The 24550-nt window shown below is 65.2% G+C and carries 20 protein-coding genes and 1 pseudogene; 13 read left to right on the top strand and 8 right to left on the bottom strand.

The window, feature by feature from the left end; genetic code table 11:
• Positions 1-17: 17 nt before the first annotated feature.
• Together fae (KP010_RS15360) and fae (KP010_RS15355) are read left to right on the top strand one after the other, a co-directional pair.
• A complete protein-coding gene (fae, locus tag KP010_RS15360) occupies positions 18-527 on the top strand; it encodes a formaldehyde-activating enzyme (protein WP_216280700.1) in 510 nt (169 codons plus the stop codon).
• Between the two features lie 258 nt (positions 528-785).
• A complete protein-coding gene (fae, locus tag KP010_RS15355) occupies positions 786-1352 on the top strand; it encodes a formaldehyde-activating enzyme (RefSeq protein WP_142864586.1) in 567 nt (188 codons plus the stop codon).
• Positions 1353-1603: 251 nt separating this feature from the next.
• Here fae (KP010_RS15355) and KP010_RS15350 read toward each other — a convergent pair whose 3' ends face one another.
• Positions 1604-2320, bottom strand: coding sequence for a HisA/HisF-related TIM barrel protein (locus tag KP010_RS15350; protein ID WP_142864587.1), 717 nt, complete (start codon positions 2318-2320; stop codon positions 1604-1606).
• Positions 2321-2486: 166 nt separating this feature from the next.
• On the bottom strand, positions 2487-3089 hold the full coding sequence (locus KP010_RS15345) for a TetR/AcrR family transcriptional regulator (protein ID WP_216281053.1): 603 nt from the start codon (positions 3087-3089) through the stop codon (positions 2487-2489).
• Between the two features lie 101 nt (positions 3090-3190).
• Between KP010_RS15345 and KP010_RS15340 the strand changes: the two genes are divergently transcribed.
• The gene (locus KP010_RS15340) at positions 3191-4618 is read left to right on the top strand and encodes a coniferyl aldehyde dehydrogenase (protein ID WP_216281052.1); all 1428 of its coding nucleotides are present in this window, start codon (positions 3191-3193) and stop codon (positions 4616-4618) included.
• A gap of 243 nt (positions 4619-4861) precedes the next feature.
• On the opposite strand, the pseudogene KP010_RS15335 reads toward KP010_RS15340, so the two are convergent.
• Positions 4862-4960, bottom strand: a pseudogene (locus tag KP010_RS15335) (histidine biosynthesis protein); the annotation flags it as partial.
• A gap of 115 nt (positions 4961-5075) precedes the next feature.
• Positions 5076-5720, bottom strand: coding sequence for a hypothetical protein (locus tag KP010_RS15330; RefSeq protein ID WP_216281050.1), 645 nt, complete (start codon positions 5718-5720; stop codon positions 5076-5078).
• A 122-nt stretch (positions 5721-5842) separates the two neighbouring features.
• Between KP010_RS15330 and KP010_RS15325 the strand changes: the two genes are divergently transcribed.
• The 5 genes from KP010_RS15325 to KP010_RS15305 all read left to right on the top strand — a co-directional run bounded on the left by KP010_RS15325 (position 5843) and on the right by KP010_RS15305 (position 10529).
• Positions 5843-6163 carry a hypothetical protein gene (locus KP010_RS15325; protein WP_216281048.1) on the top strand — a complete coding sequence of 107 codons (321 nt, stop codon included), beginning with the start codon at positions 5843-5845 and terminating at the stop codon, positions 6161-6163.
• Positions 6164-6679: 516 nt separating this feature from the next.
• Entirely contained in the window at positions 6680-7288 is a 609-nt protein-coding gene (locus KP010_RS15320) for a hypothetical protein (RefSeq protein WP_216281047.1), read from the top strand.
• Positions 7289-7348: 60 nt separating this feature from the next.
• Complete coding sequence (locus KP010_RS15315; RefSeq protein WP_216281046.1) at positions 7349-8740, top strand: DUF2252 domain-containing protein; 1392 nt, start codon at positions 7349-7351, stop codon at positions 8738-8740.
• Positions 8737-9531, top strand: a complete 795-nt coding sequence (locus tag KP010_RS15310) for an enoyl-CoA hydratase (RefSeq protein WP_142864592.1) — start codon at positions 8737-8739, stop codon at positions 9529-9531. The genes KP010_RS15315 and KP010_RS15310 overlap by 4 nt, the downstream gene beginning before the upstream one ends.
• 14 nt (positions 9532-9545) lie before the next feature.
• A complete protein-coding gene (locus tag KP010_RS15305) occupies positions 9546-10529 on the top strand; it encodes a threonine/serine dehydratase (RefSeq protein ID WP_142864593.1) in 984 nt (327 codons plus the stop codon).
• Positions 10530-10547: 18 nt separating this feature from the next.
• Here KP010_RS15305 and KP010_RS15300 read toward each other — a convergent pair whose 3' ends face one another.
• Positions 10548-11528: a hydrogen peroxide-inducible genes activator gene (locus KP010_RS15300; RefSeq protein WP_142864594.1), complete on the bottom strand. Its 981-nt coding sequence runs from the start codon at positions 11526-11528 to the stop codon at positions 10548-10550.
• Between the two features lie 150 nt (positions 11529-11678).
• Between KP010_RS15300 and ahpC the strand changes: the two genes are divergently transcribed.
• Complete coding sequence (gene ahpC / locus KP010_RS15295; protein ID WP_024881072.1) at positions 11679-12242, top strand: alkyl hydroperoxide reductase subunit C; 564 nt, start codon at positions 11679-11681, stop codon at positions 12240-12242.
• Between the two features lie 236 nt (positions 12243-12478).
• Positions 12479-14032: an alkyl hydroperoxide reductase subunit F gene (gene ahpF / locus KP010_RS15290; protein WP_142864595.1), complete on the top strand. Its 1554-nt coding sequence runs from the start codon at positions 12479-12481 to the stop codon at positions 14030-14032.
• Positions 14033-14140: 108 nt separating this feature from the next.
• Here ahpF and KP010_RS15285 read toward each other — a convergent pair whose 3' ends face one another.
• Positions 14141-14593, bottom strand: coding sequence for an FKBP-type peptidyl-prolyl cis-trans isomerase (locus KP010_RS15285; protein WP_142864596.1), 453 nt, complete (start codon positions 14591-14593; stop codon positions 14141-14143).
• 256 nt (positions 14594-14849) lie between these two features.
• On the opposite strand from KP010_RS15285, the gene KP010_RS15280 reads away from it, so the two are divergent.
• Positions 14850-16094, top strand: coding sequence for a glycosyltransferase family 4 protein (locus tag KP010_RS15280; protein WP_216281045.1), 1245 nt, complete (start codon positions 14850-14852; stop codon positions 16092-16094).
• A 436-nt stretch (positions 16095-16530) separates the two neighbouring features.
• The gene (locus KP010_RS15275; protein WP_216281044.1) at positions 16531-19041 is read left to right on the top strand and encodes a TonB-dependent siderophore receptor; all 2511 of its coding nucleotides are present in this window, start codon (positions 16531-16533) and stop codon (positions 19039-19041) included.
• A gap of 3 nt (positions 19042-19044) precedes the next feature.
• Here KP010_RS15275 and mdoH read toward each other — a convergent pair whose 3' ends face one another.
• Both mdoH and KP010_RS15265 read right to left on the bottom strand, forming a co-directional pair.
• The gene (gene mdoH, locus KP010_RS15270; RefSeq protein WP_142864599.1) at positions 19045-21279 is read right to left on the bottom strand and encodes a glucans biosynthesis glucosyltransferase MdoH; all 2235 of its coding nucleotides are present in this window, start codon (positions 21277-21279) and stop codon (positions 19045-19047) included.
• Complete coding sequence (locus KP010_RS15265) at positions 21267-22805, bottom strand: glucan biosynthesis protein (RefSeq protein WP_216281043.1); 1539 nt, start codon at positions 22803-22805, stop codon at positions 21267-21269. Before KP010_RS15265 ends, mdoH begins: the two co-directional genes overlap by 13 nt.
• Positions 22806-23058: 253 nt before the next feature.
• On the opposite strand from KP010_RS15265, the gene glmU reads away from it, so the two are divergent.
• A complete protein-coding gene (gene glmU, locus KP010_RS15260) occupies positions 23059-24417 on the top strand; it encodes a bifunctional UDP-N-acetylglucosamine diphosphorylase/glucosamine-1-phosphate N-acetyltransferase GlmU (RefSeq protein ID WP_142861287.1) in 1359 nt (452 codons plus the stop codon).
• Positions 24418-24550: the final 133 nt, after the last annotated feature.

The following is a 24550-nucleotide window of genomic DNA, read 5'->3' as shown; positions in this document are numbered from 1 at the left end:
TATCGAAAGGAAGAAACATGGCCGTGATCAACAAGCTCCTGGTCGGCGAGTCGCTCGTCGGCGAAGGCAATGAAGTCGCTCACATCGACCTGCTGATCGGACCGCGCGGCAGCGCCGCCGAGACCGCCTTCGCCAATGCGCTGGTCAACAACAAGGACGGCTTCACCACGCTGCTCGCCGTCGTTGCGCCGAACCTGCTGGCCAAGCCGAACACGATCCTCTTCAACAAGGTCACCATCAAAAACGCCAAGCAGGCCGTTCAGATGTTCGGACCGGCCCAGGCCGGCGTCGCCAAGGCCGTCGCCGATTCGGTCGCCGAAGGCGTGATCCCGGTCGCCGAGGCCGACGACCTGTTCATCTCGGTCGGCGTGTTCATCCATTGGGAAGCGAACGACGACAAGAAGATCCAGGAGTACAACTATCAGGCCACCAAGGAAGCCATCGCGCGCGCCGTCAAGGGCGAGCCGAAGGCCGCCGAAGTCGTCGCCAAGCGCAACGACGTCAAGCATCCTTTCGGCGCCAACTGAGCTTTTGCTCGGTCGGCCGGCGAGCGACGGCGCGCATCCCGCGCGCCGCTGTCTCGCTGCGATGCGGCGCTCCGTCGCCGGATTTTCGAGGAGCCGTTCGCGGCTCCTCTTCGTCGACTCGAATTGAAGCGAATCGATCCGCGGTCGGCGCGTCACCAGTCGGCTTCCTGACGGAAGTTGCAGCGAGATTGGGGGGCCTCGCGCAGGCCGAGAACAACGCCGCCAAGGCGTGACGAACAGACCGAAAGGAAATCGAATATGGCTTCGATACTGGACAAAATTCTCGGCGCTCTCTTTCCGAAGGCCGGCGCCTCCTCCTCGACTCCGAAGCTGCTGGTCGGCGAATCGCTCGTCGGCGAGGGCAATGAGGTCGCCCACATCGACCTGCTGATGGGCCCGCGCGGCAGCTCCGCCGAGACGGCTTTCGCCAATGCGCTGGTCAACAACAAGGACGGTTTCACGACGCTTCTCGCCGTCGTCGCGCCGAACCTTCTGGTCAAGCCCTACACCATTCTCTTCAACAAGGTGACGATCAAAAACGCCAAGCAGGCGGTTCAGATGTTCGGCCCGGCGCAATATGGCGTCGCCAAGGCCGTCGCCGACAGTGTCGCCGAGGGGATCATCCCGATCGAGCAGGCCGAGGACCTCTTCATCTCGGTCGGCGTGTTCATTCATTGGGAAGCCAATGACGATCAGAAGATCCAGGACTTCAACTATCAGGCCACGAAGGAAGCCATCGCCCGCGCGATGAAGGGCGATCCGAGCGCCTCCCGCGTCCTCTCCGAGCGCGTGACCGCCAAGCACCCCTTCGCCGCCGCCGAGTGAGGCGCGGACATATTTCGATCGATCAAAGAGGAGCCGCCGCCCGCGGCTCCTCTTTCTGTTTTGGCGACGCTCATTTCCGCACGGCGCATTCATACGGTTTCCGTCGGATTCGAATATCGCGAAACTCTGCAGCCGTCTTGACCGGGACGAGCCCGGCCAGGACGCCGTGGGGCGCGGAGCGTGTGCATTCGATAGCCGCGAGCGGGAGAAGGAAGCGGCAATTCCGCGCCGAGCGATCAGACGAAAACCCATCACATGGCGCGACGCAGCTCCTGCGCCGACAGCCGCCCGTCGTGCAGCGCCGAGGCGACGAGAACGCCGGCGACGCCGATGCGCGCCAGCGCCTCGAGATCGCGGGCGTCGCGCAGCCCGCCGGCGGCGTAGATTTCCCTGCCCTGCGCGCGCCGCGCCAGCGACGACAAAAGCGCGAGATCCGGCCCGGCGAAGGCGCCGACGCGCGCCAGAGTCATGGCGATGAGTCGCGGCGGCCAGAGTTGCGGATCGTCCAGAAGCGCGCGCGGGCCGAGAAATTCATCGCCGCGAAAATCGAGCGAGAGAATCGCCCCCGTCTCGCGCGAGAGATCGGGCGCGACAGTCTGCGCGAGACTTTCGCTGCCGATGACGGGCGCAAGATTGGCGAGCCCGAAGGCTCGCGGTCCAGGCGCCGCATCGGACCGCGCGCCTTCGGGCGCGCTTCCGGCGCCATTATCGACCCAGAAACAGATTTGCGGAAAGCGCCGCGCCAGCGCCTCGATCGCCGCGCCATGATCGCCGCATCGCTCTATGGCGTCGAGATCGGCGATATAGATCGTATCGAAAGCAAAGAGCCGCAGAAATCCCGCGACGATCGCCTCCGGCGCGCTGCCGGCGGCGAGCGGCGTGACGATCGGCGCATAGGCGGCGCGCTCGCCGCGAAAGGCGCGCACGACATGGCCGGCTTTCAGGTCGATGACGGGGATGATCCGCATGGGGCGGATTATAGGGGATGACCGGCGCCCGAGCGCCGGCGGGGTCGCGGTTTGAATTTCCATGATGCGCCATGAGCCGTCATTCGCGTGAATTCCGTATCGCACATCGAGGTCTTCATGCGTGGCGACCGGGGTGTTCCCGTGAGCGAGAAAGGTGGCGCGGCCGTTACTCCTCCAGACCTTCGAGCAATGTAGCGAGCGCCGCCTCGATGGCGTCCGGTCCGACTTTCTCAGGCCGAAGCAATCCGCCGATGGAAAGCATAGTAAGCCCATGCACCAGCGCCCAGCATGTCGTCGCTTGGCCTCGAATAGCCCGTTTTCGCAAGACGCCTTCGCTCTGGCCGCGCTCCAGCGTTTCGAGCATGACGCCGAACGCGGCGAGCGCGCGTTCGCCCGAGTGGACGTCCGGCGCCTTGCCCGCATCCGCGCCGAACATCAGCCGGTAGAGCGCCGGACTGGAAGTTCCGAACCCGACATAAGCGTGCGCCAAAGTCAAGAACTCCTCGCGGTGCGAGGCGAAAGCGCCGCGTCTGGCCGCCGTCAGTTCTTCACGGAGACGGTCGAAGCCGAGCATGGCCATTTCAGCGAGCAGGGCGCCCTTGTCGGCAAAGTGCTTATAGGGAGCGGCATGGCTCACGCCAGCTCGACGCGCGACCTCTCGCAGCGTGAATTGCCAGCCCTGCTCCTCGTCCAGCATCTCCATCGCCGTCTCGATAATCGTCCGTCTCAGGTCCCCGTGGTGATACGGGCGCTCGGATGTCTCTTGCATGGCTCCTCGAAGTTGCCAGTGAAAACATATGTAGACACTGCCTACTTTTGGGCCTATGTCAATGCCGGGATGTTTTCGCTGTCAACATTGACGGAGGCGCCATGAACTCTTCTTCCGAAATCCCGACCGACGCCCGGTTCCGCGACATCTTCGCCCGTCAGCGCGCCGCCTTCCTGAACGAAGGCCCGCCTCCGCTCGGCCGACGCCGGGCTGATCTGAAGAAGCTCAGAGCCGCCGTTATAGCCCGGCGACTCGCCATCGAAGCGGCGCTGAACGCCGATTTCGGCCATCGCTCGCGGCATGAAACGGCGATGATGGAGATCATGACGCTGGTCATGGGCATCGACTATCTTCACCGCAATCTGCGCCGCTTCATGCGGCCGACGCGTCGGCATGTCGCGCTGTCCTTCCAGCTCGGCAGCGCACGCATCGAGTATCAGCCGCTCGGCGTCATCGGCGTCGTGTCGCCATGGAACTATCCCTTCTCGCTGGCGCTGATGCCGCTGGCCACGGCGATTGCGGCCGGCAATCGGGCGATGATCAAGCCGTCGGAGCTCACGCCTACGACAAGCGATCTGCTCGAGACGCTGCTCGCGGATATCTTCCCCGAGGAGCAGGCGGCGGTGGTGACCGGCGACGCGGCGGTGGGCGCCGCCTTCTCCGGCCTGCCGTTCGACCATTTGGTGTTTACCGGCAGCACCGCCGTCGGGCGCGCGGTCATGAAGACCGCCAGCCAGAATCTCGTTCCCGTGACGTTGGAGCTCGGCGGCAAGTCTCCGGTCATCATCGGCAAGGGAGCTGCGCTCGATCACGCGGCGGCGGGCGTCGCCTGTGGCAAGCTCGCCAATGCGGGCCAAACCTGCGTCGCCCCGGATTACGCGCTCGTGAGCGAAGCCGACATCGACGCCTTCGTCGCCGCCTATGGCGCGGCGGTAGCCGCGCAGTATCCGGATGGTCCTTCGAGCGATGATTACACCTCCATCGTCAACGACCGACACTATGCGCGTTTGACCGGCTTGATCGATGACGCCCGCGCCAAAGGCGCGCGCATCACGGAGGTCGGACCGAGGCCGAACGAGGCGCGTGGCCGTCCGCACACTATGCCGCCGACGGTTGTCCTCGGCGCGACGGACGACATGGCGATCATGCAGGAGGAGATATTCGGCCCCATCCTGCCGGTGCTGCCCTATCGCGACATCGACGAGGCCGTCGCATACGTCAATGCTCGGCCGCGACCGCTGGCGCTCTACTATTTCGGCGGCGACGGCGAGGACCGCCGTAAGGCGTTGACGCGCACCACCTCCGGCAACGTCACGATCAACGGCGCTCTGATGCACTACGCGCAGGACGACCTTCCCTTCGGCGGCGTCGGGCTCAGCGGCATGGGCGCTTATCATGGCATAGAAGGCTTCCGCTCCCTCAGCCATGCCAAAGGCGTTTTCGACCAGGGTCGATGGAACGCGAGCATACTTCTCCGCGCGCCCTTCGGACGAATCGCCGACAATATCCTCAGGCTGATGCTCCGTTAGGTCGTCCGAAAACGGCGCTGTCGGCGCGCGGGGACGACGATCTGGCCGCACCCGAACGCCGATCAAAAAACCGCGCCACTGATCGATCGAATTCTCAAAAGGTTGCGGCCTGCCGGAGACAGGCGAGAAGGTCGAGCGTCGATTTCAGCGAATACCATCGCCTCACCGAATGACCGTGACGGGGTCACAGTGCCTCCTTCGCCGTCGGATCACATATTCACGAAACTCTGCGGCCGTTCTGGCGGCGAGCGGCGTGACGATCGGCGCATAGGCAGCGCGCTCGCCGCGAAAGGCGCGCACGACATGGCCGCCTTTGAGATCGATGACGGGGATGATCCGCATGGGGGCGAATTATAAGGGATGACGCGCGCCCGCGCGGCAGCGGCGCTGCGGTTTGGAATCTGGCCGTCCCAGAAGCCGACGCTCGCCGCTCGATACGGTCCTACGGCGACACCCGCTAACTCAACGACAATGAAACAAAGGAATAAATCCACTCGGTCGCTATTTCCTGTACCTTTTCATTGCGCTGTGTCAATAACAAGATACGGCCCTTATCCACCTTCCAAAACTCATACCCTCTCTCGGAATCGAGAACAATTCCGTCCCAGCCGTCTTTACAGGTCAGCGCGGTGTCTTCGAGATGGTTTTTACCAATGAAAACGACCCAATGCCCGATATCATCCTCATGGTCTTCTTGTACAACCGTTAGCCCTAGGACGTCCTCTGCGTTGGCGAACCGCGTTTCTGTGCCGGGGCGAAAATAACTCTCCCACGCATCAGGCGGCCTTCCATATGGATCTTGTGAAAGGTCTTCCTCAATTTTGACCTCGCCACGGACGTAGAATAGCGAAAGCGCCCGCGATAAGGCGTCCTTCATCATTTGTGATTCTAGCCCAGTGTCTCCAAATGGCCGCTCGGGGAAAAAGCCGCGGAAGCCGCCCGCGTCGATAAATCGGCTAAACCTTTCAAAAGGCTTTTTCTCGTGAAATCCCGGTGCTCCTATAAAATCCGTGCTTCTATTTTCCTTGAACTTCAGGAAATTAACGAGATTCAGGATAGCGTAAAACCCGCAATAAGTGTCCAGTCCGCCCTGATGATACACGCGAAAGCGACCTTGGCACATGTGCGACCCGTGCGCGCTCCGTGACAACTTTATCCTCCAATGCTAAAAATAAACGGCGAGAATAGGTACGCCAACTTAGTGCAAATGTAAAGGCGCGCGCAATGATTGACGTAGCCGCAGCACGACGAGCGCTAGATGAGAGAAATCGCTTGCGCGTCGAAGCGGGTTTGCCGCAATTGTCGGCAGAGGGCGAACTTCAGAGACTTTCAGAGACTGAGCGCCGCAAGGCCTTCGACGAGTTTTTTGAAAGCTCCCCACTTCGCCAGCGCATCGAAGAAAAGCTCCTCAACAGGGTCAGGCGCGTCAACAACGACCCCGACTGGCGTCCAACGGGCGCGCTATCCGGGGGTGGCTGGGCGTTCTATTTATCCGCGCGTAAACGCATGAGATCGATATGGTTACGCCGACAGCGCAAGTCTTAGATCGAGGAGGTCCGCAATGATCAAAACCCGAATCCCCCACCGTCGGCCCCTTGACAGATCCTGAAAATATTCCTATCTCTCCCTCGCTCCCGCCGACGCAAGGGCGCGTTTCTCGGGTCAGGGAACGCGGGCGGGGGCCGGCTCCATCCGGGACGGCGACCCCCGTCCATGGACAGGCGGCGCGTCGCCGGAACGGCGTTTCTCTCCCGTCCATAGGGAAGAGCGAGAGCCGTTCCGTGAGCCCAAGCCTTCGGAAGCGATCGGATCTTGAATGCGAAAGCCCAGGATTCGCGGGTCTGAATGCGCCTCGGGACGTCGACGAGAAGGCGAAGCCGCGTTTCGGGACGCTCCGGAACCGACAGAATTTTATAGCGCTGCGGCCGAAAGGGGCCGGAGCGTCCCGAACCGCCCCTCCTCCCCCGCCGCCGTGAGGCGCCGGGCGCTTCGGCGCGCCTTTGCGACGCGCGGCGAAAAGGCGTAAACGGGGCCCGTCGCTCACAGCCGCAGATCGCTCCCATGAAGACTCGCCTCTCCGCCGCTCTGGCTCTCGCTCTCTGCTGCGCCTTTGCTGCGCGCGCCCAGGCGCAGGCGCAGGGCGATTGGCCCTGCCGCCAGGTGAAGGTGCAGAGCGTCGCCGTGGCCGGCGTCTGGACCGGCCCCTCGCTCGAGGGCGCGAAGGCATGGCGCGACGATTTAGCGCTCGCCGATCTCGTCGCCCGCGTCAGCGCCCGGCGCACGCCGATCGAGACGGCGCAAAAGCTCGTCTCCGACTTCGCCGCGGCCGCCGGCGCCGGGCGCAAGGCGCGGCTGACGACGCTGTTCGCCGGCGTCTATGACACGCTGGAGGCCGAGCGCCGCGAGGTGCTCTCCGGGCTCGATCGCTATGGCGCGAAGCAGAAGCTGCTCGCCGAAAGACTGCGCGAGGAGACGCAGGCGATGCGCGCCGAGCAAGACAAGAATCCGCCGGATGCGCAGAAGATCAAGGACGCCAGCGAGGCGCTGCAATGGGATTTGCGCATCTTCGACGAGCGGCGCCATGCGCTGTCCTATGTCTGCGAGACGCCCGCGCTGATCGAGCAGAGGCTCGGCGCTCTGGCGCGCGTCATAGAGGCGGCGATCGATTAGCGATCGGCGGGGAAGCGGCTCATCGAGATTTCGCGCCGCTCGGCGCCAGGGAGAGTTGCGATGCAGGATCATAAAGACGCGCCTTCGCATCATCTCGTTTTCGCCGAGCGCTACGCCGCCGGCAAGGAGCGGCGGCGCTTCGTCCGGCGCGAGAGCCTCGCGGAATTCTCGCCTGTGGAGCGCGATCCCACCGCCATTCTCGCCGCGACGGACGAGGGCCGCGTCGCCTCGCTGCTGCCCATTCGCTATGAGCGCATGGCGCAATCCTCCTTCGCCTTTCTGCGCGGCGCGGCCTCAATCATGGCGGAAGACCTCGCCGCTCTGCCGACGCCGGGCCTTTCGACGCAATCTTGCGGCGACTGCCATTTGATGAATTTCGGCGCGCTCTTGTCGTCGGAGGGCAATGTGCTCTTCGACATAAACGATTTCGACGAGACCTCGCCCAATGTCGATTTCACCGTCGATCTGCGGCGCCTCTGCGCGAGCTTCGCCGTCGCGGCGCAGGACGCCGGGCGCTCCGACAAGCGCGCGCGGCAGGCGGCCGAGCGCGCGGCGCGCGCCTATCGGCAACATATGCGCGGCCTCTCGCGCCTGTCGCCGTTGAAGGCGTGGCGCGACCGCATCGATCTCGTCCATGTCGCGGATGGGCTGGACGAACGGCTCGCGCGCAAATTGCGCGGTCTCGTCGCCGCGACGCGGCCCGATCGCGAGGATGATAATTTCCCGCATCTCGAATCGACGCCAATGGGCCTGCGCATAGAGGAGCGGCCGCCGCTCATCTATCACATCGGCAATGGCGGCGGCGCCGCGACGCGCTTCGACATACCGGCGACATTCGCGAGCTGCGGCGCGACGCTCAATCCGGAAGTCGTCGCGCTGCTGCGCCGCTATGCGCTGGCGGATACGGCGTTCAAGGTCGTCGGCATCGGCAGCGTCGGCACATTCTGCGCCATCGGCCTCTTCGCCACCGCCGACGACGAGCCTTTGTTCCTGCAATTGAAGGAAGCGCGCCCCTCCGTGTTGGCGCGGCTCGCGCCGGAGGCCGCCGCGCAATGGAAGGACGCCGAAGGCAAGCGCGTCGTGCATGGCCAACGCGTGATGCAGGCCTCGACCGATCTCTTCCTCGGCTGGGCCAAGGACGAATCGACGGGCCGCCACTTCTATGTGCGCCATTTGAAGAATCGCCGCCTCGGCTCGGTGGCGGAGCTGTTCGAGGAGCACGCGCTCGACGATTACGCCGCGCTCTGCGGCCGCGTGCTGGCGCGCGCCCATGCGCGCTCCGCCGATCCCGCCATCATCTGCGGCTATATGGGCAAGAGCGGCGCCTTCGACGACGCGATGGCGTCCTTCGCCATGCTCTACGCCGCGCGCAACACATGCGATCACGCGGAGTTTCTGGCTTGGCGCGCGCGGGCGAAAGACGAATCCGAAGGGAGCGACAAAGGCCGATGAATGATTCGACATCGAAGCTGCGCATCATCGTCGAGGACGGCGTCGCGCGCATCCTCATCGACAACGCCGAGCGCCGCAACGCTTTCGACTTCTCCATGTGGCGGGCGCTTCCCGATCTGCTCGCGTCGCTCGACGCGAACGAGACCGTGCGCGTCATCGTGCTGACCGGCGCGCCGAATCTGCCTTTCTGCTCCGGCGCCGATATTTCGGAATTCTCCACTGTCCGCGCGACGGCGGAAGGGGGACGCGCCTATGAGCAGGCCAATGTCGAAGCCTTCGACGCGTTGTCGCGATCGGGCAAGCCGGTGATCGCGGCGATCGCCGGCTTTTGCATGGGCGGCGGCATGGGGCTCGCGGCCGCCTGCGATCTGCGCATAGCGGCGGAGGCTTGCGTGTTCGGCATTCCGGCGGGACGGCTCGGCGTCGGCTATCCGCCAGAAGCGATGAGCTATGTCGTCGCCGCCGTCGGCCCGCAGAACGCCATGGATCTCTTCTTCACCGCGCGGCGCATAAACGCCGAGGAAGCGCGCGCCGCGGGCTTCGTCTCGCGCGTGCTGCCGAAGGACGGATTCGACGCGGCGATCATGACGATCGCGCGCGGGATCGCCGCCAATGCGCCGCTCACGCTGCGCGCCGCCAAGGCCGCGATAAGACGCGCCGCCGGCCTTCCTCATGCGCTCTCGGCGGAAGATTGCGAGAAGCTCACAGCCGCCTGTTTCGACAGCGCCGATTATGCGGAAGGCCGCACGGCGTTTCTCGAGAAGCGCGAGCCGAAATTCACTGGGAAATGAGCTGGGGAAATGACATGAGCGCGCCGCTCACACTCGCCGATGTGGAAGCCGCAGCAGCGCGTATCGCTCCGCATGTGGAGGCGACGCCTCTGCTCGCGGCGCCGCTGCTCGACGAGGAGATCGGCTTTCGCCTTTTGGTGAAGGCGGAGAATCTTCAGCCGATCGGCGCCTTCAAGCTGCGCGGCGCCTTCAATCAAATATTGCAATTGACGGAAGAGGAACGGCGCCGCGGAATCATCGCGGTTTCTTCCGGCAATCATGCGCAGGCCGTCGCCTTCGCCGCGCGGGCCATGGGCGTTTCCGCGACGATCGTGATGCCGCGCGACGCGCCGCGCGTAAAGCTCGAGCGCACCAAGGCGCTGGACGCGCGCGTCGAATTCTATGATCGGCTGAGCAATGATCGCGACGCGCTGACGCGCCGCCTCGCCGAGCAGGAGGGCTTGCGCTTCATCCACCCTTACGACGATCCGCGCACCATCGCAGGACAAGGAACCATCGGCCTCGAGATTTTCGCGCAGACGCGCGCGAAGGATATTGCGCCGGACGCCGTCATCGCCTCCTGCAGCGGCGGCGGGCTCGCCGCCGGCATTGCGCTGACCTCGCCGCTCTTCGAGCGCGCGCCACAAATGTTCACAGCGGAGCCGGCGGACTTCGACGATATGCGCCGCTCATTGGAGAGCGGCGTCGCGCAGGTGAACGCCGCGCTCACCGGCTCGATCTGCGACGCGCTGCTGGCGCCGACGCCCGGCCGCCACACGCTGCCGATTCTGCTGGCCTGCGGCGCGCAAGGGCTGACGGCGACAGATGCGCAAGTCGAAGCGGCGATGCGCGTCGCGGCCGAGCATTTCCGCATCGTGCTGGAGCCCGGCGGCGCCGCGGCGCTCGCCTGCGCGCTGATCGAGCGCGAGCGCTTCGCGGGAAAGACAGTGGCCGTCGTCGCCTCCGGCGGCAATGTCGATCGCGCGGATTTCGCGTCGATTCTCGATCGTTCGCGCTGAGGCGAGCGGCGCCGCGCGTCACGAATCCAGGCGCGCCGCGCCGCTCCTCCGCGCGCCGCGCGCGGGCGCTGCGGAGGTTTTCCCTTTCTCCTGCGCGGCCTCCTCCAAAAACCCCTCGAGCGCGCGGGCGAGGCGGCGGAAGGTCTCCTTGCGCGCCGAGGAGGCGCGAAAGACGAGGCCGATACGGCGGAAGGGCGCCTCGCCCGAGAGCGGTCGCACCACGAGATCGAGCCCGCGCAATATTCCGGCGTCCAGCGCCATTTGCGGCAGCAGCGTCACGCCGAGCCCATTGGCCACCATTTGCGCGAGCGTATAGAGGCTCGTGCCCTGAAAGGCGACATTGCGACGCGCGCCCTCGAGCGCGCAGGCGGCGAGCGCATGATCGCGCAGGCAATGGCCTTCCTCGAGCAGCAGCAGATCCTCGGCCGCCATATCGTCATGGCCGACCGCCGACAGGCGGCTCAGCCGGTGTCCCGGCGGGCAGACGACGACGAAAGGATCGACGCCTATGTCGATCGTCTCCATGCCGCGCGAGGGATAGGGCAGCGCCAGCACGGCCGCGTCCAGCTCGCCGGCGTCGAGACGCGCGAGCAGAGGCTCGGTCTGCTCCTCGCGCAGATAGAGCTTCAATTCTGGAAAGGCGGAGCGCAGCCGCGGCAACACGCGCGGAAACAGAAACGGCCCTATGGTCGGGATGACGCCGAGCCGCAGCGGCCCGGACATGGGCGCCTGGGCGGCGCGCGCCAGCTCGACGATATCCTGCGCCTCGCGCAGCAGCGTGCGGGCGCGCTCGGCCAATTCGCGCCCCACCGGCGTCGGCGAGACCTTACGCTTGGTGCGCTCGAACAAGCGGACGCCGAGCAATTGCTCGAGCTCCAATATTCCGGCGCTGAGAGTCGATTGGCCGACGAGGCAGACCTCGGCCGCGCGGCCGAAATGCCGCTCGTCGATGACGGCGACCAGAAAACGCAGCTGCCGAAGTGTGGGCAAAACCGCCATCGGTCCAATATAATCGCTAAATTCGATTAGTGAAGCCGGTTTTTTTCGCTTTTATCGATGATGAAACCCCTCTAGTTTCCGCGCGTCTTCCCCGAGGGCCCACGGACGATTTTTCTCCGGCGCGCCTTCACCATGAAGAGGAAAAATCGAATGTCTCTCATCGGCTCCGAAATCAAGCCGTTCAAGGCGACCGCCTTCCACGCCGGCAAATTCGTCGACGTCACCGAAGCCACGCTCAAGGGCAAGTGGTCGGTGTTCTTCTTCTATCCGGCCGACTTCACCTTCGTCTGCCCGACCGAGCTCGAGGACCTCGCGACCAATTACGCCGCCTTCAAGGCGGTCGGCGTCGAGATCTACGGCGTCTCCACCGACACGCATTTCGCGCATAAGGCCTGGCACGACACCTCGCCGGCGATCGGCAAGATCGAATATCCGCTGGTCGGCGATCCGACGCTGACGCTGAGCCGCAATTTCGACGTGCTGATCGAAGAGGCCGGCCTCGCCGACCGCGGCACTTTCGTCATCGATCCGGACGGCAAGATCCAGATCGTCGAGATCAACGCGGGCGGCGTCGGCCGCAATGCGCTCGAGCTGCTGCGCAAGATCAAGGCGGCGCAGTATGTCGCGGCGCATCCGGGCGAGGTCTGCCCGGCCAAGTGGGAAGAGGGCCAGAAGACCCTCGCTCCCTCGCTCGACCTCGTCGGCAAGATATGATTCGCATTACGCCTCCGGCCGGTTCGCCGGCCGGGGGCTCTTCCAGGCCATCGAAAATTCCCCCGCCTCATCCTGAGGCGCTTTTTGCGGAACGCAAAAAGCCTCGAAGGATGCTCCAGCGCGCGAAATGATGCGTCCTTCGAGACGCCCGCTTCGCGAGCTCCTCAGGACGAAGGGACTATTGTCGCAGCGAATGGCGCGCATAGCGCGCGACATTCCAAGATCGGGAGTCGAAGATGCTGGACGCCGCTCTGAAAACCCAGTTGCAGGCCTATTTCGCGCGCATCGTCACGCCCATCACGCTCCGCGCCTCGCTCGACGACAGCGAGAAATCCACAGAGCTCGCCGAACTGCTGCAGGAGGTCGCGAGCGTCTCGGACAATATCTCCTATGTGCGCAGCGACGATGATTCGCGCCGTCCCTCTTTCGCGATCGCGCGCGACGGCGCCGATATCGGCCTGCGCTTCGCCGCAATTCCGGGCGGCCACGAGTTCAACTCCTTCGTGCTGGCGCTGCTGCATGTCGGCGGCCATCCGCCGAAGGAGGACGAGGAAACCCTCGCGCGCATAAGGGCGCTCGACGGCGAGTATCGTTTCGAGACCTATTTCTCGCTCACCTGCCAGAACTGCCCCGAGGTGGTGCAGGCGCTCGACACGATGGCGGCGCTCAATCCGCGCGTGCGCCATGTGGCGATCGACGGCGGCCTCTTCCCCAAGGAGGTGGAGGAGCGCGGCATTATGGCGGTGCCCGCCGTCTATTTGAACGGCGAGCCTTTCCAGCACGGCCGCGCGACGCTGGAGCAGATTCTCGACAAGCTCGACGCCGGCGCCGGCGAGAAGAAGGCCGCGTCCATTTCCGCCAAGGAGCCTTTCGACGTGCTGGTGGTCGGCGGCGGCCCGGCGGGCGCCGCCGCGGCGATCTACGCCGCGCGCAAGGGCGTGCGCACCGGCATTGTCGCCGAGCGTTTCGGCGGCCAGGTGCAGGACACGGCGGGGATCGAGAATTTCATCTCCGTTCCGCACACGGAAGGCCCGCATATGGCGGCGGCGCTGGAGCGTCACGTCGCGGAATATTCCGTCGATGTGATGAACGGCCAGATCGCCTCGACGCTGGTTCCGGCGGCGGAGGCCGGCGGCCTCGCGGAGCTGAAGCTCGCCAATGGCGCGACGCTCAAATCGAAGACGATCATTCTGGCGCCGGGCGCGCGCTGGCGGCGCATCAATGTGCCGGGCGAGACCGAATATATGACGAAAGGCGTCGCCTATTGCCCGCATTGCGACGGGCCGCTGTTCAAGGGCAAGCGCGTGGCGGTGATCGGCGGCGGCAATTCCGGCGTCGAGGCGGCGATCGATCTCGCCGGCCTCGCCTCGCATGTCACCTTGCTCGAATTCGACGCGAAGCTGCGCGCCGACGGAATCTTGCAGGAGAAGCTGCGCTCGCTGCCCAATGTGACGATTCTCGTCTCGGCGCAGACGACGGAGATTCTCGGCGATGGCGCCAAGGTGACGGGGCTCGTCTATCGCGACCGCGAGAGCGAGGAGACGCGCACTGTCGAATTGGAAGGCGTGTTCGTGCAGATCGGTCTGCTGCCCAACACGGAATGGCTGAACGGCGCGGTGACGCTCACGCAATATAAGGAAATCGAGATCGACCGCCGTTGCCACACTTCCACGCCGGGCGTGTTCGCCGCCGGCGACGCCACGACGGTTCCCTATAAGCAGATCGTCATCGCCATGGGCGAAGGCGCGACGGCGGCGCTGTCGGCCTTCGACCATCTGGTGCGGATGTGATGCGAGTTCGCTTCTCGGTCTATGCGAGAAGCGTGAGCCGCGAAGCAATCCAGAGCGCCCCTCGTCTCTGGGTTGCTTCGCTCCGCTCGCAAAGACGGCGCGCGCCGGTTAGATCTGACCTTTGATTTCCAATAGCTCGACATCGAAGATGAGCGTGGCGTTGGGCGGAATGACGCCGCCGGCGCCGCGCGCGCCATAGCCCATCTCCGGCGGAATGACGAGCGTGCGCTTGCCGCCGACCTTCATGCCGAGAATGCCCTTGTCCCAGCCGGGAATCACCTGTCCGGCCGAGAGGCGGAACTCGAAAGGCTGGCCGCGGTCGAGCGAGCTGTCGAACTTTTTGCCCTTGGCGCCGTTCTGCGAGACCCAGCCGGTGTAATGCATCTTCAGCATCTGCCCCGGCTCCGCGCCGGAGCCGGTCCCGACTTTCGTGTCGGTGATCTTGAGACCGTCGGCGGTCGTCGTCGTCGCGGGGCTCTGCGCGAGCGTCGGGACGGGCGCGACAACAAGCGCCAATGCGGCGAGAGCGGGCAGGACATGGAGACGGAAAGCGGCGCGCATGAGAATCCTCGAGGATAAAGCGCGGCGAAGCAGCTGCGCTCGCATCGGCGAAAAACGTCGATATCGCGTCGATTTTGGCAATATCGCCGCCGCGCCGCTGTCTGCCAGCGCCGCACGCCAGTGTCAACACGAGCGGCGCGCAGGGGCTCACCCCGGCGTGCGATCGGGTCTATAAGGGCGGCGGGCGCGGGGGCGCTTACTTCGGCTTAAGGCGCGGCGCTTAAGGTCGCGGCCCTGGTCTTTTCCCGGAGCCCCCATGGCCGGTTTCGCGCCCAATGTCGTCATCTGCATCGACCACGGCTCCGTCACCGGGGGCCAGGCCAAAGTGGCGATCGAGAGCGCGCTCGGCCTCGCCGCCCATGGCGCTCGGCCCATCGTCTTCGCCTCCGCCGCGCCGGTGGACGAGCGGCTCACCGCGGCGGGGATAGAGGTCGTCTGCCTCGGCCAGCATGATCTGCTCGGCAATCCATCGCGCATCGCCGCCGCCTTTCAGGGCACATGGAATTTGCGCGCGGCCCGTGCGCTCGGCGATCTGCTGGCCCGGCTGCCGAAGGACAATACGATCGTCCATGTGCATGGCTGGGCCAAGGCGCTGTCGCCGGCCATCGCCGCGCCGATCCGCGCCTCCGGCCTGCCGCGCGTCTACACGCTGCACGAGTATTTTTTGTTCTGCCCCAATGGCGGCTTCTACAATTACCAGAAGCACGAGCTCTGCCGGCTGGAGCCGCTCTCCGCGTCCTGCTGGGCGACGGCCTGCGATGCGGTCAATTATCCGCGCAAGATATGGCGGAGCGCGCGCCTCGCCTATGCGCGCGGTCCGGCCAAATTCGCCGAGCTCTTCGACGATTACATCTGCATCTCGAATTATCAGGAGGAGATCATCGGCCGCTATCTGCCGAAGGGCGTGCGGCTGCATCGCGTCTCCAATCCGGTGGACGCGCAGGACCTCGGCCGCAAGAGCGATCCCGCCTCCGGCGATTTCATCTTCGTCGGCCGCCTGTCGCCGGAGAAGGGCGCCTTTCTCTTCGCCGAAGCGGCGGCGCGCGCCGGGGTCACGCCGGTCTTCATCGGCGATGGGCCGATCGGCGAGGAGCTGCGCGCGCGCTATCCGCAGGCGCGCTTCCTCGGCTGGCTGCCGCCCGCCGAGGCGCGCGCGCATATGCGCGCGGCGCGGGCGCTAGTCTTTCCCTCGCTGTGGTACGAGGGCCAGCCGCTCACTGTAATGGAAGCCAAGGCGATGGGAACGCCCGTCATAGTCTCCGACGTCTGCGCCGGACGCGAGGAAGTGAGCGACGGCGAGACCGGGCTCTGGTTCGCGAGCGCCAATGTCGACTCGCTCGCTGGCGCGCTGACGCGAATGAAGGATGATGCGCTGGTCGCGCGTCTTTCAGCGGGCGCCCATGACGCCTATTGGCGCGATCCACCGACGTTGGATCGGCATATCGAGCGCATTCTCGCCGTCTATCGCGAGATCGCCGAGCGCCACAACACGGCGGCCTGAGGCGTAGCTCGTCCTGATTTCGTGATCCGTGATGATAATATTCGTCGCGAAGACGAGCTTGCCGAGACTTTCTTCTCTGTTCCGAGTCCCTGGTCTGGACTGAACTCCCGACGCCGACGGTATGAACGCAGCTTTCCCAGGCCCTGCGACCGTGGACGCATGAAAATTCTCGTATTACGGCGAATGATAGACGGAATTGACGAATAGCATCGCCTATTTGAAATAGCCGTTCGAAATATCCTCGATAATAATGGAATTAATTCTACAGATATCGCTATAGACATTGAATTGATTGGCAATTTTGTCTTGCATAAACTCTAGCACAGCGATTAGGCTACGAATAATTCAGCCAGAAGGCGGTCGATCGACATCGGCTGGCGCGAGTGTTCGTGCGTTCGCGGCAACACCAATTCGTTCTTTTCTGAGGAGAATAGCCATGACTTTCCTTCGCGCCGACCTCCACCCCGCTCGCGCCGCCTCTCCTTCGTTGCATCGGATGACGAAACGCCTCGGCGCGAGCGTGCTGGCGCTGGCGGCGGCGATCATGTCCCCGGCGGCGCGCGCCCTCGACGGCGGCGAGCAGAAACCGCGTGAGGCGGCGATCGAGGACGTCATCGTGACCGGCACGCGCGACTATGGCGTCAAGGCGCGCGAGAGCACGGCGCCGATCACTGTTGTGAGCGGCGAGAGACTGAAAGCGACGGGACGCACGAATCTCGTCGACGCGCTGCAGCGGCTCGATCCGTCCTATTCGATCTATGGCGTCGGCGGCGACATCAACAATCTGGTGCGCTCGCCGCGGCTGCGCGGCCTGACCGCCAGCCATGTGCTCGTGCTCGTCAACGGCAAGCGGCGGCATGGCACCGCCAATCTGTCCTCGAGCGGCTTCACCAAGGGCGCGGCCGGGGCCGATCTCGACCTCATTCCCGTGGCGCTCGTCGATCATGTCGAGATTCTCGAGGACGGCGCCGCCGCCCAATATGGGTCTGACGCCATCGCCGGCGTGATCAACGTCATATTGAAAGCCGATTCCGAGGGCGGCCGACTCTCCGCGCTCGTCGGCTCCTATGGGCAGAGCTACAATCCCAACACGCATGGCAATGGGCTGACGCGCAATCTGCAGGCGGACAAGAGCTTCGCGCTCGGCGAGCAGGGCTTTCTGACGCTCGGCGCCGACCTCACCTCGCATCTGCACAGCAATCAGACCGGCCCGGACCGCACGCAGGACGGGACCGGCCTGCGCGTCGGTCCCGGCACGCCCTACCCTTGGGTCGATCCCAATGTCACGGCGATCATCGGCGATCCCGCCTATATCACCGGCTCGGCCGGCCTCAACGCCGGATATGAGCTCGACAATGGCGTCCAACTCTATCTCTTCGGCACGGGCGCGGGCCGGCGCGGCGAATCCTTCCAGAACTATCGCGCGCCCAATCTCAACGGCACGGCGGCGAACAAGATCATCGACCCTTCCGGCTTCGTTCCGGCCGAGACGATCCACGAGGAGGACTGGTCGCTGAGCGGCGGCGCCAAGGGCAAGGCCTTCGACGATGTGCGCTGGGATCTCAGCCTGACCTACGGCTCCGACAAGATCGACGTCGGCCTGAACCAATCCGCCAATGTCGCGCTGTTCAACGACACGCTCAAAGCCTTCGGCGCCGGCTGGACGCCGCGGCAATTCTACATCGGCCAATATTTCCGCACGCTGCGCATCATCAATCTCGATCTCGGCAAGGAGTTCGCGCCGAGCTTCCTGCCCGCGCCCGTCAATGTCTCCATCGGCGCAGAGAATCGCCACGAGACCTATGCGGTTCGGCAGGGCGACTTCTTCTCTTATTACTCCTCTGGTCCGGCCGCCTGGGTCGGCATCCGGCCGACCGACGCGAGCGATCACAGCCGCGAATCCTTCGCCGGCTATGCGGACATCAGCAGCAAGCCGCTGCCCGATTGGAAGATCGACATCGCCGGCCGTTACGAGACGTTCAGCGATTTCGGCGACACGATCAACGGCAAGCTCTCGACGCGCTACGACATTTCTCCCGCGATCGCGCTGCGCGGCACCGTCAGCACCGGCTTTCGCGCTCCCACGCTCGCAGAGCAGTTCTTCTCGCAGACGACCGTCTCGCCGACCATCGCCAATATCGTCCTGCCGCCCAACTCTTCCGCGGCGAGCGTCGCCGGCGCGCAGCCGCTCAAGCCGGAAAAATCGACGAATATCAGCCTCGGCGTGGTGACCGAGCCGCTCCGCGATCTGCATGTCTCGGTCGACGCCTATCAGATCGACCTGCGCGACCGCATCGTCGCGACCGGCAGCCTCACCGGCCCGTCCGCGCTCGCCGCCATCGCCGCGAGCGGCAATACGTTGCAGGCGGGCGCGGCGGGCACGGTCAGCTTCTTCGTCAACGGCGCCTTCACGCGCACGCGCGGCGTCGATGTGAAGGCCGATTATGCTTACGATCTCGGCCCCTATGGCGCGCTGCGCTTCGACGCCGCGGCGAGCTTCCTCGAGACGACGATCCTCTCCGTCGCGCAGTCGCCGGCGGCGTTCAACGGCGCGCCGCTGCTCAACGCCGCGGCGCGATCGAACATCACCGATCTCACGCCACGAACCAAGGTCATATTCGGCGGGTCCTACAGCTATGACGCCTGGACCTTCTCGCTGCACTTCACGCAATATGGCAACGTCAGCTCGGTCGTCGCCTCGCCGCTCACCGGCGGCGCGCCCTTCTACACCAATGTCATCACGCCGAAATTCATCACCGACGGCGAGATCGCCTATGATTTCGGCTCGGGCCTGCGCGCGGCGATCGGCGGCAACAATCTCTTCGGCGTGCGGCCCGATCAGACCCTGCCCTGGACGCGCAGTTTCGGCGCCGCGATCTTTCCGGCCTTCTCGCCCTTCGGCGTCAACGGCGGCTACTACTACGTCCGCGCGTCGCTGAAGTTCTGACGCTCAGCTCGCGAGCCGCGTCGCATCCGCTTGCGCCGCGGCCTCTTCCTTCTCGGCCCGGCGCGGCAGGCGCGCCAACATGCCGAGCAGGGCGCGGTCGCCCAGCACGACGAGACGCTCGCCGCGATCGAGCCATTCGACCGCATCCTCGAGCGATTCGGCGTCGGCGAGCTTGGCTTCCGCCAAAGCGCGATCGGCCGAGACGACGCCGCGTTTGCGCGGCGGGCGCGCCGGCAGCCAGGCCTCATGCAGCGCGCGCAATTCGGGATCGCCATGAATGGCGACGAGGCAATTTTCTTCGTCCAGCCCGGCGCGCGCCAGCAGGCGATGCAGCGCGCGGCCCTTGCGCGCGATCTTGGGCGTCGTCGTCTCCTCCGGCGTGATCAGCACGCCCGCGCGGCGGAAGACGAGGCCGAGCCAGCGCTGGCCGGTGATGTAGGAAATGCCGATCGCCAATATGAGGCCGGCGATGGTCGGCGACATCCAGGCGACGAGCGAGGGCGAGATCATCAGGCCGGCGACCAAGGTCAGCGCGCCGAGCGCCACATGCCATTGATGGCGTCGCACGATGGCGTTGAAGGGAACCGAGCCGTCGTCGCGGCGCTGCGGGTCCCAGCCGGTGTCGAAGCCGAACAGAATATGGAAGACGTGGCCGGTCTGGATCAGCATCATGATCGGCGCCAGCAGCGCCGACATCAGCACCTCGAACAAGGTCGAGACCAGCAGCATGACGACGCCGCCAGAGCCGCGCCGCGTCTCGCGATCGATCATCGCGAGAATGAGGCCGAGGAATTTCGGCGCCAGCAATATCGCCATTGTGAGCGCGAACAGCGCCAGCGAGCGCTCCGCATCGAAGCGCGGCCACACGGGGAAGAGCGTGAATTTGGCGGTGAAATATTCCGGCCGGAAATAGCTCGCCTGAAAGACGAGCGCTATGCCTACGAGCAGCTGGCAGAGCCACAGCGGCGAGGTGAGATAGCCGAAGATTCCGGTGAGGAAATGCTGCCGCGTGGCCCAATGGAAGCCGCGCGCGCCCAATATGCGCGAATGCTGCAGATTGCCCTGGCACCAGCGGCGGTCGCGGATCGAGAGATCGATCAGCGATGGCGGGCTCTCCTCGAATGATCCGCCGAGCGTCGGCATCATATAGACCGAGTAGCCGGCCCGGCGGATGAGCGCCGCCTCGACGAAATCATGGCTGAGAATATGCCCGCCGAAGGGCGGACGGCCCTTGAGATCGGGCAGGCCGCAATGATGCGCGAAAGCCTGCGTGCGAATGATCGCGTTATGGCCCCAATAATTGCCGTCGCGCCCCATCCATTGCGCGAGGCCGGCGGCGATGACGGGACCATAGATGCGCGCCGCGAATTGCTGCACGCGCGCGAACAGCGTGTTGCGGTTGATGATGAGCGGCAGCGTCTGGATGATGCCGGCGTCGGGGTCCGCCTCCATCGCCGCGGCGAGCCGCACGATGGTCTCGCCGGCCATCAGGCTGTCGGCGTCGAGCACCACCATATGCTCATAGGCGCCGCCCCAGCGGGTGACGAAATCGGCGATATTGCCGGCCTTGCGGCTGACGTTCTTCTCGCGCCGACGATAATAGACGCGCGCGTCCGGCCCCAGCCGGCGGCGCATGGCGGCGAAGGCGCGCTCCTCGGCGACCCAAATATCGGGGTTGGTGGTGTCGGAGAGGAGGAACCAGTCGAAATGCGCGCCGAGGCCGGTCGCCTCCACATCTTGCAATATCGCCTGCAGCGCGCCGAAGACGCGGCTCGGCGCCTCATTGTAGATCGGCATCACGACGGCGGTGCGCGCGGCGAGCGATTCCGGCAGCGGCGGAGGCCGGCGCGAGAACAGCAGCGCGAAAAAGCCGACGACGGCGCTGGCGAAGGAGAGCGCGATCCAGGAGAAATTCAGCACGAAGAGCGCGAGCAACGCCCATTTCAGCGTGGTGACGCCGCCGACATCGATGACGCGATACATCTCGTGTCCGCCATAGGCGGTGAGCGCGAGGCCGCCGCCGAAGGTGACGAAGCGCGAGATCCAGGGCGTTCGCCAGAGCTTCGGCGCAGCGCGCCGGCGGCGCTCCTTGGCCTTGAAGCGCCAGAAGGATTGCGTCGGCATGTCGAGCCGGCGCTCCGCCGGCATGGGCGGCGCGGCGGCGGGATCGACGGGCGGCGGCGGGGCGGCGGCGTCCGGCGAAACGGGTTCGACGAGAGAGAGAGCTACACCGTCCATCTGTAGAGCCAGGTTTCGCTGATCGGCTCGTCGCCCGATTGGAGGACGAGGCGCAGCTCGCAAAAGGTCTCGCCGGCCGGATCGACGTCGAAGACGATCCGGCATGTCTTGGCCTTCGGATTGGGATAAGCGCGAATGTTCGTCGCCGATCCCGGCGAGGTCGTCAAGACGGGCCGCAAATTGGCGATTCGTTGCGGATCGCCGAGAGTGTCGCCCGCAAACTGGACGATAAAGCGGCGCAGTTTCGGCGCCGGCGCGCGACCGCCATAGGCCGCGACGGCGACCGCGAAAGGCGGACGCGCCGGCGGGCTCCAGCACCAGAACTGACGGTAGGCGAAAGTCGCCTCCTTGCCGGCGGCGAGCGGCTGCTTGGGCCGCCAATAGGCGACGATATTGGCGTTCACCTCCGATTCGGACGGAATCTCGACGAGCTGCACCGAGCCCTCGCCCCAATCGCCGATCGGCTCCACCCAGAGCGAGGGGCGCCGCTCCCAATGCTGTATGTCGTCCTGATAGGTCTCTATGTCACGGTCCCGCGTCAAAAATCCGTAGCCTTTCGGATTGGCGTCGACGAAGGCCGAGATTTGCAGCGTGTCGCGATTGGAGACGGGGCGCCACAGCCATTCGTCCTTGCCGGTGAGCATTTGCAGCCCATTGGTCTCGGCGACGAAAGGCCGCGGATCGTCGGCGCGGCGATGGTCGAGCGGCGTGAACAGTGAGGCCGCAGCCGCGCCGCCGAGCCCCAGATGATCGATGGCGACGCGCGGGAACAGCGTGAATTCGGCGTCGATGATCGTCGCCTCGCCCGGCCGCAGCGTGAACAGATAAGCGCCCGTCACGCTCTGCGAATCGAGCAGAGCGTGAATGACGAGGGCGTTGTCGGCCAGCGTCGGCTTCTCGATCCAGAAGCTGCGGAAGACGGGAAACTCCTCGCCGCGCGGATCGGCGGTGCGAATGGCGAGGCCGCGGGCGGTGACGCCGAGCGTCTGCCCACGCGCCTGGGCGCGATAGAAGCTCGCCCCCTGGAACAGAGCGAGCTCCGTGTCCGGCGCGCCGGCGGCCTGAGGAGCGAGAATGCGAAAGCCGGAAAAGCCGATGTCCGGCGATTTGTCGCCGACTTTCAGACCGCCGTAATCGAATTTCCCCGGATCATAGCCGATGCGCCTGGCGATTTTGTCCTCGACGACGAAGAGCTCGACCGGCGCGCCGAAAATGAATCCCCTATGCAGCGGCTCGATCGAGAATCCCCGATTCTCGCCGCTCCATATGGCTGCGCCTTGCTTCGTCCTTATGCCGACATATTGCTCATAGCTCAGATTGGCGAAGGGCTCGCGCAATTCCGCCGCGGGCGCGGCGAAAGGACGCTTGGCGAGCGCGCGGGCGAGATCGAGGACGATATCGCGGCCGAAGACGGGGGGCGCCGGCGGCGGGGCCGGCGGAGCCGATTGAGCGAGGGCGCGGCCGCCGGGGACGCCGGCGACGAGCGCGGTGATCGAGGCTTTCAACAGGTCTCTGCGTACGAACATGCGGGACCGGGACCCGTGACTGACGAGCGAGGTGGGATTACGACGGACTTGTCTATCGGATATACCTGAAAGAACGATGTTCGAAATGCGAATCTTTCGTTTTTGATCGCAGAGCGGAAACCCCACGCCGAGGCGGCGCTTGCCGGCTCGCCCGCGAATCTGCCAAGACGAATATGAACGAGAGGAAAACAGCGCGGGGCGAAAACCCCTTACGTCCTCTCCCCCGCCCCTCGAGCCGAGGCCGCGCAGCAAGATGGAAGCTCGACCGACCGACCGCCGCTCCCTCGCCGTAATTCTCGCCGCCGGCGAGGGCACGCGCATGAAATCGCGCCGCCCCAAGGTCCTTCACGAGGTCGCCGGGCGGTCCATGCTCGGCCATGTGCTGGCCGCCGCGACCGCTCTGGACGAGATCGCCGTCGTCATCGGCGCCGGCAAGGAGGAGGTCGCCGCCGAGGCCCGTCGCCGGCGGCCGGACGCGAAAATCTTCGTTCAGGAAAAGCAGCTCGGCACGGCCCACGCTGTGCTCGCGGCGCGGCAGGCCTTCGACGGAGCGGACGATATCGTCGTGCTCTTCGCCGACACGCCGCTGGTGCGCGCCGAGACGATCGCCGCTTTGCGCGCGGCTCTGGCCGAGGGCGCCGCCGTCGCCGTGCTCGCTTTCGAGGCGGCGGACCCTTTCGGCTATGGCCGCATAATCTGCGACTCGCAGCGACGACCGACGACGATTCGCGAGGAAAAGGATGCGAGCGAGGCCGAGCGCGCCTGCAAGCTCTGCAACGCCGGGCTGATGGCCATCGCCGGCGCGAAGGCGCTCGATCTGCTGGACGGGATCGACGCCGCCAATGCGCAGAAAGAATATTATCTCACCGACGTCGTCGCCCGCGCCGCAGCGGCGGGGCTGGAGACGCGGCTCGTGGTCGCCGCGGAGGAGGAGGTTCTCGGCGTCAATGATCGCGTCCAGCTCGCCCGCGCCGAATCGCTCGCCCAGGAGCGCCTGCGACGCGCCGCAATGCTCGGCGGAGCGACGCTGATCGCGCCGCAGACGGTCTTCCTCTCCCATGACACGAAGATCGGCCGCGATGTGACGATCGAGCCCGGCGTCGTCATCGGCCCGGGCGTCGAGATCGCCGATGGCGCGGTCATTCACGCCTATTCCCATCTCGAAGGGGCGCTGGTGGGCGAGCGCGCCACGGTCGGCCCCTATGGGCGGCTGCGGCCGGGCGCAAAGCTCGCGGCGCAGGCCAAGGTCGGCAATTTCGTCGAGATCAAGGGGGCCGAGATCGGCGAAGGGGCCAAGGTCAATCATCTGACCTATATCGGCGACGCTTCCGTCGGCGCGCATTCCAACATCGGCGCCGGCGTCATCACCTGCAATTACGACGGTTTCTTCAAATATCGCACCATCATCGGCGAAAACGCCTTCATCGGCTCCAATTCGGCTCTGGTGGCCCCGGTGACGATCGGCGACGGCGCCTATGTCGGCTCCGGCTCGGTCGTCACCAAGGACGTCTCGGCGGACGCCCTCGCCGTGGCGCGCGGCCGCCAGATGGAGAAGGAAGGCTGGGCGGAGAGCTTCCGCCGCATCCAGAAGGCGAAGAAGGACAAAAAATAGAGCGCTGTAGAGTTTTGCTCTATAGAGTTGTACCGTGATCCAGCGCCGACGCTCGAGATCGAGCGCGCCGACCGGATTTTTTCATGAATAGCGTCGAATCGGACCCGATGGATGACGGTCGAATCCTCGAACC

Source organism: Methylosinus sp. KRF6 (genome assembly GCF_018887255.1).
Lineage (GTDB): Bacteria > Pseudomonadota > Alphaproteobacteria > Rhizobiales > Beijerinckiaceae > Methylosinus > Methylosinus sporium.
Note: the sequence above shows the minus strand (reverse complement) of the source record. Positions and strands in the feature narration are given on the sequence as shown.

What these genes read in the sequence shown, in the direction of transcription:
- fae (WP_216280700.1), top strand. Translation starts at nt 18, where the DNA reads ATGGCCGTGATCAACAAGCTCCTGGTCGGCGAGTCGCTCGTCGGCGAA.
- fae (WP_142864586.1), top strand. Translation starts at nt 786, where the DNA reads ATGGCTTCGATACTGGACAAAATTCTCGGCGCTCTCTTTCCGAAGGCC.
- KP010_RS15350 (WP_142864587.1), bottom strand. Translation starts at nt 2,320, where the DNA reads ATGCGGATCATCCCCGTCATCGACCTGAAAGCCGGCCATGTCGTGCGC.
- KP010_RS15345 (WP_216281053.1), bottom strand. Translation starts at nt 3,089, where the DNA reads ATGCAAGAGACATCCGAGCGCCCGTATCACCACGGGGACCTGAGACGG.
- KP010_RS15340 (WP_216281052.1), top strand. Translation starts at nt 3,191, where the DNA reads ATGAACTCTTCTTCCGAAATCCCGACCGACGCCCGGTTCCGCGACATC.
- KP010_RS15325 (WP_216281048.1), top strand. Translation starts at nt 5,843, where the DNA reads ATGATTGACGTAGCCGCAGCACGACGAGCGCTAGATGAGAGAAATCGC.
- KP010_RS15320 (WP_216281047.1), top strand. Translation starts at nt 6,680, where the DNA reads ATGAAGACTCGCCTCTCCGCCGCTCTGGCTCTCGCTCTCTGCTGCGCC.
- KP010_RS15315 (WP_216281046.1), top strand. Translation starts at nt 7,349, where the DNA reads ATGCAGGATCATAAAGACGCGCCTTCGCATCATCTCGTTTTCGCCGAG.
- KP010_RS15310 (WP_142864592.1), top strand. Translation starts at nt 8,737, where the DNA reads ATGAATGATTCGACATCGAAGCTGCGCATCATCGTCGAGGACGGCGTC.
- KP010_RS15305 (WP_142864593.1), top strand. Translation starts at nt 9,546, where the DNA reads ATGAGCGCGCCGCTCACACTCGCCGATGTGGAAGCCGCAGCAGCGCGT.
- KP010_RS15300 (WP_142864594.1), bottom strand. Translation starts at nt 11,528, where the DNA reads ATGGCGGTTTTGCCCACACTTCGGCAGCTGCGTTTTCTGGTCGCCGTC.
- ahpC (WP_024881072.1), top strand. Translation starts at nt 11,679, where the DNA reads ATGTCTCTCATCGGCTCCGAAATCAAGCCGTTCAAGGCGACCGCCTTC.
- ahpF (WP_142864595.1), top strand. Translation starts at nt 12,479, where the DNA reads ATGCTGGACGCCGCTCTGAAAACCCAGTTGCAGGCCTATTTCGCGCGC.
- KP010_RS15285 (WP_142864596.1), bottom strand. Translation starts at nt 14,593, where the DNA reads ATGCGCGCCGCTTTCCGTCTCCATGTCCTGCCCGCTCTCGCCGCATTG.
- KP010_RS15280 (WP_216281045.1), top strand. Translation starts at nt 14,850, where the DNA reads ATGGCCGGTTTCGCGCCCAATGTCGTCATCTGCATCGACCACGGCTCC.
- KP010_RS15275 (WP_216281044.1), top strand. Translation starts at nt 16,531, where the DNA reads ATGACTTTCCTTCGCGCCGACCTCCACCCCGCTCGCGCCGCCTCTCCT.
- mdoH (WP_142864599.1), bottom strand. Translation starts at nt 21,279, where the DNA reads ATGGACGGTGTAGCTCTCTCTCTCGTCGAACCCGTTTCGCCGGACGCC.
- KP010_RS15265 (WP_216281043.1), bottom strand. Translation starts at nt 22,805, where the DNA reads ATGTTCGTACGCAGAGACCTGTTGAAAGCCTCGATCACCGCGCTCGTC.
- glmU (WP_142861287.1), top strand. Translation starts at nt 23,059, where the DNA reads ATGGAAGCTCGACCGACCGACCGCCGCTCCCTCGCCGTAATTCTCGCC.